Source organism: Euzebyales bacterium (assembly GCA_036374135.1).
In the GTDB taxonomy this organism is placed as follows: Bacteria; Actinomycetota; Nitriliruptoria; order Euzebyales; family JAHELV01; genus JAHELV01.
This window is the reverse complement of sequence record DASUUK010000075.1, coordinates 17,493-29,255: the sequence shown is the minus strand read 5'-3', so window position 1 is coordinate 29,255 and position 11,763 is coordinate 17,493. Positions and strand designations below refer to the sequence as shown.

Here is an 11,763-nt window from a genome sequence, read left to right as displayed (position 1 = left end):
TGCAACGACGTGATCTACTCGGCCATGCCGTGTGGTCAGCGGACCGGACGCGCGCGCAGACCCAGGGCGCGCAACTGGTCGTCGTCGACGGGTGACGGGGCGCCCGTCAGGACATCGGCACCCGTCTGGGTCTTTGGGAACGGGATGACGTCGCGGATCGAGTCCTCGCCGGCCAGCAGCATGACCAGCCGATCGAGCCCGAACGCGATGCCACCGTGCGGGGGCGCGCCGTAGGAGAACGCGTCGAGCAGGAACCCGAAGCGCTCGACGGCCGTCCCGGGATCGATGCCGAGGACGTCGAAGATCCGCCGTTGGAGGTCCGCCCGGTTGATCCGGATCGACCCTCCACCGAGCTCCGTGCCGTTGAGCACGATGTCGTACGCGCGGGCGGCCATGGCACCCGGATCGCTGTCGAGCAGTTCGAGCGCCTGGTCGGTCGGCGCCGTGAACGGATGGTGCACCGCATCCCAGCGTCGTTCGCCGTCGTTCCACTCGACCACCGGCGGCTCGGTGATCCACACGAACTCCCAGCGGTCCGTCGGCACGAGATCGCCATCACGCGCCAGAGCCACGCGCAGCGCGCCCATGAGCTCCTGCGTGGCACGTTCGACGCCGGCGCCGAAGAAGATTGCGTCACCCGGCCCTGCGTCGGTCGCCGCCAGCAGGCCAGCAACCTCGTCGTCGCTCATGAACTTGGCCAGCGGACTGCGCAGGGTGTGATCGTCGTTGACGACCGCCCACGCCAGCCCCTTCGCGCCACGCGCCCGGGCGAAGTCGACCCAGCCGTCGAACTGCTTGCGCGTGAGCGATCCCCCACCGGGCAGGCACACGGCGATGACCGTGCCCCCGGCGTCGAGCGCACCGGAGAACACACCGACCTGGGTGGCGCCGAAGACCTCGCGCAGATCGACCAGCTCGAGACCGAACCGCAGATCGGGGCGGTCCGTCCCGAAGCGCGACATCGTCTCCGCGTAGCGCATGCGCCGGAACGGTGGGTCGAGCTTGACGTCCAGGACGCGTGCCCAGACCGTGGACAGCAACTCCTCGACGAGGGCGTAGATGTCCTCCTCGTCGATGAAGCTCGCCTCGACGTCGAGCTGGGTGAACTCGGGCTGGCGGTCGGCGCGGAAGTCCTCGTCGCGGAAGCACCGCGCGATCTGGTAGTAGCGCTCGATCCCGGCGACCATCAGCAGTTGCTTGAACAGCTGCGGTGACTGCGGCAGCGCGTAGAACGCGCCGGAGCGCATGCGGGACGGCACCAGGAAGTCGCGCGCCCCCTCGGGCGTCGACCGGGTGAGCAGCGGGGTTTCGACGTCGACGAACCCGTGTGCGTCCATGACCTCGCGGATGATCCGGGTCGTCTGCGACCGGACCGCCAGCACCCGCGAGACCGGTGCCCGACGGATGTCCAGATAGCGGTAGCGCAACCGCATCAGCTCGTCGACCTCAACGCGGTCGTCGATCGGGAACGGCGGCGTGTCGGCGGGGGCGAGCACCTCCAGCCTCGATGCGGCGACCTCGACGTCGCCGGTGTCCAGCCGCTCGTTGGTCATGCCCTCCGGGCGGAGCCGCACGTCGCCGTGGACCCGGATGACGTACTCGCTGCGGACGTCGTGCGCGGCCTGCAGCGCCTCGTCGGCCTCGGGGTCGGCCACGACCTGGACGATGCCGGTGCGGTCACGCAGATCCAGGAACGCCACCCCACCGTGATCGCGGCGGCGCGCCACCCAACCGGCGAGCACGACTGCGGTACCGTCGTCACCCGCCCGCAGCGTTCCTGCGCCGTGGGTCCGCATTGCTCCGTAGGGGGTCACCGGATGATCCTTGTGTGTGGACGTGCCGCATGAGCAGCGGCGAACGCGAGGCACCCCGGCGGGTGCGGCGGCCCATGCTACGCCGAGCGACAGCGCTGCTGCGCGCCGCCCACCCCGAGCCGTCGGCCGCGGTGACGCTGGCCGCCACGGCACTGGCCGTCGGTGCAGGGCTGGGCTCACGTGCTGTGCTCGTCGCCGTGGCCGTCGGCACCGGCCAGTTGTCCATCGGATGGAGCAACGACTGGCTCGATCGTGACCGTGACCGTGCGGGCGGGCGGGTGGACAAGCCCGTCGCGCGGGGCGACGTGGGCGCCGGGACGGTGCTCGCCGCAGCGGTGATCGCGCTGACCGTGTGCGTCGTCGCGTCGCTCGCGCTTGGTCCTGCCGCCGCGGCAGCGCACCTGGTCGGTGTCGCGGCGGGCTGGCTGTACAACGCCGTGGCGAAGCGCACGGCGTTCAGCATCGTGCCGTGGATGGTGGCGTTCGGTCTGCTGCCGGCGGTGGTCACGCTGACCAGGCCGCTGGAGCGCTGGCCGGCCTGGTGGATCGTCGCCGCCGGTGCCGTGCTCGGTGGTGGCGCACACCTCGCCAACGCCATCCCGGATCTCGCGCAGGATCGGGCGTCCGGCGTGGAGGGCCTGCCGCACCGTCTGGGACGTCGCCGCGCCTCGTGGCTCGCCACGACGCTCGTGGCCGTCGGCATCGCGCTGGTCGCCACCGGCGTCCCGCTGTGGCCCGCGGGGCTGGCGATCGGTGGAGCGGGATCGCTGGGCCTGGCGTGGGTCGTCGTCGCGACCGCGCGTGGACGCGAACGCGCAGCGTTCCGCGGGGTCGTGGCGCTGCTGCTCCTGCTGGCGCTGGGCGTTGTGCTGAGCGGCGCCCGGATCACCTGATCCGGACCCGGGTCGCTCCGGGACGGGGTTGGGCGCGGCAAAGCCGGCGTCGGGGCGTCGCCCGGGACGGGGTGGACGCCCGGGACGGGGTGGTTGCAGAATCACCGCATATACCCGCGAAATGACAACCACCCCGCGATCCGTGCAGAAAGGTGGTAGCCGGAACCCGGGGTGGGCGCCCCGGCAGCGGGGTGGTTGCAGAATCACCGCATATACCCGCGAAATGACAACCACCCCGCGATCCGTGCAGAAAGGTGGTTGCCGGAACGCGTGGTGGGGCGTCAGAGGGCGCGCAGGAACGGGTTCGTCGAGCGCTCCGTCCCGACCGTCGTGTCCGGTCCGTGGCCGGGGTGGACCGTCGTGCCGTCATCCAATGGCAGGACCACCCGGCGCAACGAGTCGTTCTGCTCACTCATCGATCCGCGCGGGAAGTCCGTCCGACCCACGGATCCCGCGAACAGCAGGTCGCCCGAGAGCATGATCGGTTCGTCGTCCTCGGTCACGAACACGCACGAGCCGGGTGTGTGCCCCGGCGTGTGGCGGACCCGCAGTCGCAGGCCCGCGTGCGGCAGCACCTGCCCGTCGGCGATCGGCTCGAGCCGCTCCGTCGGCGGTGCCCACCGGAGACCGAACTGCTGCTCCAGCCCCGCCAGGGGCGCCCCGAAGCCGGCGGCCGGGTTGTCCCAGAGCCAGCGGTCCTCGGGATGCAGCAGCACCGGGACGTCGAGCTTGTCGGCCAACGTCGGCGCCGACCACAGGTGGTCGAGGTGGCCGTGGGTCAGCAGCACGGCCTCGCACGTCAGGCCGAGCGCGTCGAGCCGGCCGGCGATGCGTTCGGCACCGTCCTGGCCGGGGTCGACGATGACCGCGGTGGCGTGCTCGCGGTCACCCACGATGAAGCAGTTCGCCTGCCAGATCCCCAGCACCAAACGGTCGATCACACGCTCCGACATCCTCTGCCCTTCTGGCGCCGAACCTGCTCCCGTGACCACGGCGGCGGCGGTACCGTGACCAGCGGGCTGCCCACGGTCGGGGCACGACGTCGTCTCCGGTCGGTCGATCGCACGATACCCCTGGCGCCACGGGCCGGCCGCGGACACACTCGGCACAACCTCACCTGGCGCGCGGGAGCGTGGAAGGAGCGACGGTGTTCCAGGTCGTCTCGTTGCTGCTCGTGGCGGCCTTCACGCTGCTCATCGGCCGGCTGGGCACGATCGCACTGACCGCGACGGGCCTCCCGCGACCGATCGCCAAGTTCCAGGCACGGTCGGCGCTGTCGGGCGCGGGCTACACCACCAACGAGTCGGAGTCGGTCGTCAGCCATCCGGCGCGCCGGCGCATCGTCATGATGTTGATGACGGTCGGCAGCCTGGGCAGCGCGGCCATCATCGCGACGCTGATCGCATCGATGTGGAACGTGTCAGGGTTCGGCGCGGGATTCGAGCGCGGACTCATGATCATCGGCGGGGTCTTCGTGCTGTGGCTGATCCTGCGCATCCCGACCCTGGACCGCACCCTGGCCCGCGTGTTCGCCGGGATCGTCAAGCGCATGACCGATGTCGACATCCGCGACTACGGGCACATGCTCCGCCTGTCCGGCGACTACGGGATCTCCGAGCTCCTGGTCGAGACGGACGACTGGATGACCGAGAAGACGCTGGCGGAGCTCGATCTGTCCCACGAAGGGCTGCTGGTGCTGGGCATCATCCGCGGCGACCACTACTTCGGCGCGCCCAAGGGCAGCTACCTGGTGCGCACCGGCGACACGCTCATGGTCTACGGGCCGGTCGAGCGTCTCGCCGAGCTGGACGATCGTCGCACGGGCGCGACCGGTGAGGCCGCCCACCGCGACGCGATCGAAGCGCAGCGCGAGATCGAACGGCGTGAGCACATCGCACAGGCGACCGAGACGGGCAACACGCCGAACCTGCAGGGCGCGGAGCCACCGGCGGGTGGATCGGACGGACAGCGACCGCCGGACGAGCCGGATCGGTGAGCGTCGGCAACTGCCCCCGGGTGAGCCTCAGCCGCCGTTCTTGCGGGGGATGACGCGGAAGGCGTCGTACACCGATTCGACGCGCATCACCTGCGCCAGGATGTGGTCGAGGTGGGCGATGTCGGCCAGCTCGAAGGTGAACCGCAGCTTGGCGACGCGGTCGCGCCGGGTCGTCACCTGGGCGGACAGGATGTTGACGTGCAGGTCGCCGAGCACCGTCGTGATGTCGCGCAGCAGGTGCTTGCGGTCCAGAGCGTCGACCTGCATGGTCACGCGGAACATCGCCAGGACACCGGTGTCCCAGGTCACATCGATCAGCCGGTCCGACTGCCTGCGCAGGTCCTCGGCGTTCGTGCAGTCCGACCGGTGGACGCTGACACCGCGACCGCGGGTGATGAACCCGAGGATGTCGTCGCCGGGCACAGGGTGGCAGCACTGCGCCAGCGAGACCATGACATCGTCGAGGCCGTCGACGAGCACCGCGTTGATGTCCCGCGGCGGGGGGCCGACGATCGTCGGCGGAAGGATCTCCTCGCCCTCCTCCTCGTCGGTCAGCCTGCCGATGAGGTGACCGATCACGGTTTGGGCCGACAGGTGGCCTTCGCCGATCGCGCGGTACAGCGCGTCGAGGTCGTGGTAGTTCATGTCCGCCGCGACAGCGGACAGCTCCGACCCGGTCATCAGCCGTCGCCAGCCCGTGCTCTGTCGACCGAGTTCGCCCCGCAGCGCCTGGCGGCCCTTCTCGATGGCGTCGACGCGGCGCTCACGGGAGAACCACTGGCGGATCTTCGCCCGCGCACGCGACGACCCGACGAAGTCGAGCCAGTCGCGGCTGGGACCGGCCTCCTGCGCCTTTGACGTCAGGATCTCGACCGTCTCGCCATTGTGCAACTCGTACTCGAGCGACACGAGGCGCCCGTTGACGCGCGCGCCGACGGTGCGGTGTCCGACCTCGGTGTGGATGGCGTACGCGAAGTCGACCGGGGTCGATCCCTTCGGCAGCGACTTGATGTCGCCGTCGGGCGTGAACACGAAGACCTCGTCGGCGTCGAGGTCCAGGCGGATGTTCGACAGGAACTCGTCGGGCTCCGCGGTGGTCTGGTGCATGTCGATCATCTGCGTCAGCCACTGCGCCTCGGACTGCTCCGAGCGGCTGGCCTGCTTGTACTTCCAGTGGGCGGCGACGCCGAACTCGGCCGTGCGGTGCATCGCCTGCGTGCGGATCTGCACCTCCAGCGTCATGCCGGCAGGACCCATGACCGTCGTGTGCAGCGACTGGTACAGGTTGAACTTCGGCATCGCGATGTAGTCCTTGAACCGGCCCGGGACCGGATGCCATCGCGAGTGGATCATGCCGAGCGCGCCGTAGCAGTCCTTGACACTGTCGACGATCACGCGGATGCCGACGAGGTCGTAGATGTCGGAGAACTCCTTGCCGCGCCGCACCATCTTCTCGTAGATCGAGTAGTAGTGCTTGGGCCGACCGCTGACGTCGGCTTTGATCTTGACGCCCTTGAGCAGTTGCTCGACGTCGCCGACCACCCGATCGAGGTAGCGGTCCCGTTCGGGCTGGCGCTCGCGGACCATCGCCTTGATCTCGTCGTAGCGCTTGCCGTGCAGCGTCTGGAACGCCAGATCCTCGAGCTGCCACTTGAAGTTCTGCATGCCGAGGCGGTGCGCGAGCGGGGCGTAGATCTGCAGCGTCTCGTCGGCGATCCGCTCCTGCTTGTGCCGCGGCATGTGGTGCAGGGTGCGCATGTTGTGCAGCCGGTCGGCCAGCTTGATCAGGAGCACGCGGTAGTCGCGGGCCATCGCCAGCAGCATCTTGCGCAGCGACTCGGCCTGACGCTCGAGCGAGGAGCTGACCTGCACCTTGTCGAGCTTGGTGACCCCGTCGACGAGCATCGCGACCTCGTCACCGAACTCGGCCGCCAGCTCCGCGGAGCTCATGACGGTGTCCTCGACCGTGTCGTGGAGCAGCGCGGCGACGATCGTGGGCGTGTCCATGCCCAGCTCGGCCAGGGTCTCCGCGACCCCGACCGGGTGGATGATGTAGGGGTCGCCGGACTTGCGCATCTGGCCCTCGTGGGCCCGCTCCGCGCAGATGTACGCGCGGACGACCTCACGGACGTCGACCTTCGGCGAGTGCTGCTTGAGCTTGCCGACCAACGGCTGCAGCAGCTCGGGGACCTGCAGGCCGATGTCGAACGGCAGGCGCGACAGGACGGCCTTGACGCCGGACGGTCGGGCGCGCGGCAGCCCCTCGATCAGCTCGGCGGCCTCGCGCCGGTCCTGGACACTCGATGCAGCCACGCCGCCGCTGGTGATCCGCGGCAGCGGCTGGGTGATCTCGAGAGCGGTGGAATCGTGGTGTGCACTGATGATGTCGGCCGCGCTGCGGCCCTCCGAGTGCGCTACACCATCATCCACGCCCAACGATCCTTCGTTGCCGGGCTGTTCGAAGACCATGATAGCCAGGGCCCGAACGACCCAACAACGACGTCACGCTACGTAGCCTCATCTGACTGCCCGTCGCACGGCGCCGGCCGCGGGCGTTCCCCCCCGATCAGTAGGTCAGCAGGCTCGTGTAGTCGTACCTGGCGATCCGCGCCGCGCCCTCGAGGAAGCTCAGCTCGACCAGGAAGGCCAATCCGGCGACCTGCCCACCGGCACGCTCGACCAGCTCACACGCCGCCGCCGCCGTTCCCCCGGTCGCGAGCACGTCATCGACGATGAGCACGCGGTCACCAGCGGCGAACGCGTCGGCGTGCACTTCGATCGTCTCCGTGCCGTACTCGAGCTCATAGGTCTTGTCATACGTGGCGCGCGGGAGCTTACCCTGCTTGCGCATGGGCACGAAGCCCGCCCCAAAGTGGTACGCCACCGGTGTGGCGACGATGAACCCGCGCGCCTCGATGCCGACGACCTTGTCGATCGAACCACGACCGAAGCTCACGACGATCGCGTCGACCGCGCTCGAGAACGCCGTCGGGTTCGCCAGCAGCGGCGTGATGTCCTTGAACGTCACCCCGTCGGTCGGGAAGTCCGGCACGTCCCGCACGTGATCCGCCAGGATCGTCGCGTCGAACTGGATCCTCAACGGTCGCACCCTCCTGCGCGCGTCATCATCGCGTCGCTCTCCACGACGTACCCGACGTCCACGTCAGGCCGTCCTGCCTCGGCGCGTCTCCAGACGGTGGCGGAGCTCCGCCCAGCGCGGCTCGCGCTCCTTGAGCCAGCACAGCATGGGCGTCGCGACGATCAGCGACGAGTACGTGCCGACGGCCATGCCGATGAACAGTGCCAGCGCCAGGTCCTCCAGCGTGGTCGCACCCAACAGCTGCGCGCCGATGAACAGCAGCGCGCCGACCGGCAGCAGCGACGTGACCGACGTCGACAGCGACCGCACAAGCACGCTGTTCAACGACTCGTTGGCGACCTCGGAGTACGTCCGGGAGGCGCTCGAACCCAGTTGCTGGGTGTCCTCGGTGATGCGATCGAACACCACCACCGTGTCGTACAGCGAGTAGCCGAGGATCGTCAGCAACGCGATCACCGAGGCGGGTGTAACCTCGAACCCCACCAGCGCGTAGATGCCGATCGTGACGGCGACGTCGTGCAGCAGGGTGAGCAGCGCGGCGATCGCCATCCGCCACTCGAACCTGATCGAGATGTAGACGGTCACCAGCAGCAGGAACACGATCAGTCCCTCGACTGCCTGCCGGCTGATCTCCTGGCCCCAGCGCGGCCCGATCGAGCTGACCTCGATGCGTTCGCGGTCGGTGCCGGTGAGCTCCGCGAGTGCACCGATGACCTCGCGCTGCTGCACGCCCGCGACCTCGTCCAACGCCGTCGTCGAGATCAGGGCGCCCGCGCCGTCGGTCGTCAGCTGGACGCTCGCCTCGCCGACGCCGAGCCCTCCCAACGCGTCGCGGAGATCGTCGGCCGTGAACGACACCGACGCGTCCTCGATGATGATCGACGTGCCGCCGGTGAAGTCGATGCCGAAGTTGAGTCCCCGCACCCCCAGTGCCAGTGCACACACGGCCAGCACGATCAGCGTGACGATCAGCCACATGCGCGACCGGCCGACGATGTCGAAGTCGGTCTGACCCTCGAAGAACCGGCGCACGCGCGAACCGGTGCCCTCCGCCGTCGTCGTCGTCACGTGCACGTCCTCCCGCTGCCGATGGTCGAGGTGCCACCTCGTGAGGTCATAGCCCAACCTCCTCGCTGACGCGAGCAGCTTGCCCCCCGGCCTGCCCGATGACCGCGCTGCCGCGCGCTCATCGCGACTTCACCTTCTGCCGCTGGCGGCGGTTGCGGTTGTCGTTGACGGGTACCACGGTGCGCAGGCCCGTCCACGACGCGTTCGCCAGCCTCGGCGACCGCGCGAGCAGGCCGAACGTCGACCTGGTGAACGTCGCGAACAGCAAGGTGTCGATCAACGTCGACAGCCCCAGGGTGAACGCGAAGCCCTTGACCGGGCCGACCGCCAGCAACCACAGCACGACCGCCGCGAGGAACGACACGGTGTTGCCGGTCAGGTTGGTGCGGAACGCCTTGCCGAACGCGTGCTCGGCGGCGCTGCGGACCGTCCGACCCGCCCGGCGTTCGTCACGGTAGCGCTCCCGGTAGATGATCGACGAGTCCGCTGCGATGCCGATCGAGACGATAACACCGGCGATGCCGGCCAGCGTGAGCGTGAACCCGACCGTGTTGCCCATCACGATGATCAGCCCGTAGACGATCACACCGAACATCACGAGTTCGAGCACCGCGAGCGCACCAAGACCCCGGTACAGCGCGATCATGTACAGCGCCACGAGCAGCAGTCCGATGAAGCCGGCCTGCAGGCCCGCGACGAGCGAATCACGACCCAGCGTCGGCGAGATCGACTGGGACTGCGCGAACTCCAGCTGCAGCGGGAGGGCTCCGGTGCGCAGCACGACCGCCAGGTCGCGTGCCTCCTGCTCACCGCCGACGGTGATGATGCCGCCGCCGCTGATCCCCTGACCGCAGGCGACGTCCTGCGCGACCTCGGGCGCCGACTCCACACGACCGTCCAGCACGATCGCGAGCTGCCGGGTCGGCGATCCCAGCTCCTCACACGCCAGCTCACCCGTCAGCTGCTGGAACGCCTGGTCGCCGGCGCGCGAGAAGTCGAGCGACACGAACCAGCTCAGACCGGTCTGTTCGAGCTCGGCGGTGGCGTCCTCGACGTCGTCACCACCGACCTCGACGACGCCGAGCCGGTACTTGATCTGCGGCACGGCGGCGGACTCGGCGTCCTGTTCGGCGTCCGGAGCCAGCGGATCCTGCCCGCACAGCACGACCTCCTCGCCGGCCGGTGGAGGCGCGTCAACGAACGCGTCGCAGTCCCCTGCGTCCTCATACCCGGGCGCATCCGGCGGGAGCACCTCGAGCACACGCCGGAACTGCAGCACGGCGGTGCGGCCGATCACGTCCTCGGCGCGCTCCTGGTCGGCGACACCGGGCAGTTGCACCTGGATCGTCTCGCCCTGGCGCGCGATCTCGGGCTCGGCGACCCCGAGCGCGTCCACCCGCTGACGGATGACCGACACCGTCTGGTCGAGCTTCTCGTCGACCTCCTGCTGGTTGGGGGCCGGGATCAGCGTGATCGCGACGCCGCCGCGCAGGTCCAGACCGAGCTGCGGTTGCCACCCCAGCGTGAGGATGACGCCCCACATGGCGCCGACCGCGACGACGAACGCGACCAGCGACACGATCAGTGCCTGCCTGCTCATGAGGTGCGTCCTACCGCTTCGTTGAGTGACGTCATCATCTCAGACCCCGTTCAGAGGACCGGGACGTTGTTGACCGTGATCTTGAAGTCGCACCGGAGGGTCCGTGCGGCACGGCGGCACATCACCATGCGTTCGAGGAAGATCTCGAAGTACTCCAGGACCTGGCTGATCCTGGTGTCGATCGACAGCTCCAGCGTGATGGTGTGCGCCGCCGGGTCGACGCGCAGGAAGCTCGACTCGACCGCGTAGTTGACGCGATCGTGGATGTCCATCTCGATCGATGCGTTCTTGCGTACGCGGCTGCGGTGGACGTCGGACTTGTCGGCCAGGATGACGGCCGCGCCGATCGTCGAGACCGATTCGCCGTAGTGCTCCTCGTGGTTGCCCACCGCACTCATCACGTGGGCGATGTCGCGCGGCGGGACGTCGAGCCCGCGCAGGACGTCGAGGGCCAGGAACGCCGACGAGATGCCGTGGTTCGTCCGCGTGACGACGTTGCCGACGTCGTGCAGGTAGCCCGCGACCGCGGCGAGCTCCGACGACCTGTCGTCGTGTCCGAGGTGCGTGAGCACGTTGTACGCGATGTGCCCGACCAGGCTCGCATGACGACGCCCGTGCTCGGTGTAGCCCTGAGCGTCCAGGAACTCGTCGGCCGCGTCGATGAAGGCGCTGATCATGGCGTGCTCGCGCACGCGATGCAGCAGCCGGATGCGCTCGTCGCCACCGGTTGGCTCGACCTGCTCGTGACCGCTCTCCGTGCGGCCGCCGACCGGGACGCCGTCCGGGTTCGTCAGCAGCTCGGTGTCCACGTCACATCCAGTGAACGATCGCTCATTCCTCGGCGTCGGCGCTCGACGGCACCACACGACGCGCGATCGCCTGCTTCGACAGGGTCACGACCGTGCTGGGGTTCAGCTCGAGCCGCACGGTCCCCTCGTCGACCGTCTTGACCGTACCGTGGAGGCCACCGATCGTGACGATCATGTCGCCGATCTCGATCGAGCCGTGCAACTCACGCTGCGCACGTGCCCGCTTCTGCTGAGGACGGATGAGCAGGAAGTAGAAGAGCGCACCGATGAGCAGGATCGGGATGAACTGACCCAGCCCCCCACCGGACTGCTGAGCGATTAGATGCGAGATCTCCATGACGCCTTCGATCTGGGACGGTTGCGCGTCGTCGCGTCGCGTGTGACCTGTTCCTGGTGGAACGATCCCGGCGACGACCATGCGAAAGCCCGCGGCCGCCTGCAGCCTGCGGGCTCACCACAATAGCGCAGGCCGCCACGGCGAAC

At 69.1% G+C, this 11,763-nt stretch carries 10 protein-coding genes; 2 read left to right on the top strand and 8 right to left on the bottom strand.

Features of this window, described 5'->3' with window-relative positions:
• Nucleotides 1–35: 35 nt before the first annotated feature.
• On the bottom strand, nt 36–1,814 hold the full coding sequence (aspS, locus tag VFZ70_13555; GenBank protein HEX6256826.1) for an aspartate--tRNA ligase: 1,779 nt from the start codon (nt 1,812–1,814) through the stop codon (nt 36–38).
• Nucleotides 1,815–1,843: 29 nt separating this feature from the next.
• Between aspS and VFZ70_13550 the strand changes: the two genes are divergently transcribed.
• Nucleotides 1,844–2,707 (top strand): UbiA family prenyltransferase, encoded by an 864-nt coding sequence (locus tag VFZ70_13550; GenBank protein ID HEX6256825.1) that lies wholly within the window; start codon nt 1,844–1,846, stop codon nt 2,705–2,707.
• 281 nt (nt 2,708–2,988) lie between these two features.
• Here the strand turns inward: VFZ70_13550 and VFZ70_13545 are convergent, their stop codons facing one another.
• Nucleotides 2,989–3,648 carry an MBL fold metallo-hydrolase gene (locus VFZ70_13545; GenBank protein ID HEX6256824.1) on the bottom strand — a complete coding sequence of 220 codons (660 nt, stop codon included), beginning with the start codon at nt 3,646–3,648 and terminating at the stop codon, nt 2,989–2,991.
• Nucleotides 3,649–3,854: 206 nt separating this feature from the next.
• Between VFZ70_13545 and VFZ70_13540 the strand changes: the two genes are divergently transcribed.
• Nucleotides 3,855–4,703: a TrkA C-terminal domain-containing protein gene (locus VFZ70_13540; protein ID HEX6256823.1), complete on the top strand. Its 849-nt coding sequence runs from the start codon at nt 3,855–3,857 to the stop codon at nt 4,701–4,703.
• A 27-nt stretch (nt 4,704–4,730) separates the two neighbouring features.
• Here VFZ70_13540 and VFZ70_13535 read toward each other — a convergent pair whose 3' ends face one another.
• From VFZ70_13535 to yajC, 6 genes are all read right to left on the bottom strand, one after another.
• Nucleotides 4,731–7,133: a bifunctional (p)ppGpp synthetase/guanosine-3',5'-bis(diphosphate) 3'-pyrophosphohydrolase gene (locus VFZ70_13535; protein ID HEX6256822.1), complete on the bottom strand. Its 2,403-nt coding sequence runs from the start codon at nt 7,131–7,133 to the stop codon at nt 4,731–4,733.
• 136 nt (nt 7,134–7,269) lie between these two features.
• Nucleotides 7,270–7,803, bottom strand: coding sequence for an adenine phosphoribosyltransferase (locus tag VFZ70_13530; GenBank protein ID HEX6256821.1), 534 nt, complete (start codon nt 7,801–7,803; stop codon nt 7,270–7,272).
• 63 nt (nt 7,804–7,866) lie between these two features.
• Nucleotides 7,867–8,871, bottom strand: a complete 1,005-nt coding sequence (gene secF, locus VFZ70_13525) for a protein translocase subunit SecF (GenBank protein ID HEX6256820.1) — start codon at nt 8,869–8,871, stop codon at nt 7,867–7,869.
• Between the two features lie 118 nt (nt 8,872–8,989).
• Nucleotides 8,990–10,471 carry a protein translocase subunit SecD gene (gene secD / locus VFZ70_13520; protein ID HEX6256819.1) on the bottom strand — a complete coding sequence of 494 codons (1,482 nt, stop codon included), beginning with the start codon at nt 10,469–10,471 and terminating at the stop codon, nt 8,990–8,992.
• 50 nt (nt 10,472–10,521) lie between these two features.
• Nucleotides 10,522–11,280, bottom strand: a complete 759-nt coding sequence (locus VFZ70_13515) for an HD domain-containing protein (GenBank protein HEX6256818.1) — start codon at nt 11,278–11,280, stop codon at nt 10,522–10,524.
• Nucleotides 11,281–11,302: 22 nt separating this feature from the next.
• Nucleotides 11,303–11,617, bottom strand: coding sequence for a preprotein translocase subunit YajC (gene yajC / locus VFZ70_13510; protein HEX6256817.1), 315 nt, complete (start codon nt 11,615–11,617; stop codon nt 11,303–11,305).
• Nucleotides 11,618–11,763: the final 146 nt, after the last annotated feature.

Bases quoted from the DNA above. Each gene is read 5' to 3' on its own strand.
- secD (HEX6256819.1), bottom strand. From the start codon at position 10,471: ATGAGCAGGCAGGCACTGATCGTGTCGCTGGTCGCGTTCGTCGTCGCG.
- VFZ70_13550 (HEX6256825.1), top strand. From the start codon at position 1,844: ATGAGCAGCGGCGAACGCGAGGCACCCCGGCGGGTGCGGCGGCCCATG.
- yajC (HEX6256817.1), bottom strand. From the start codon at position 11,617: ATGGAGATCTCGCATCTAATCGCTCAGCAGTCCGGTGGGGGGCTGGGT.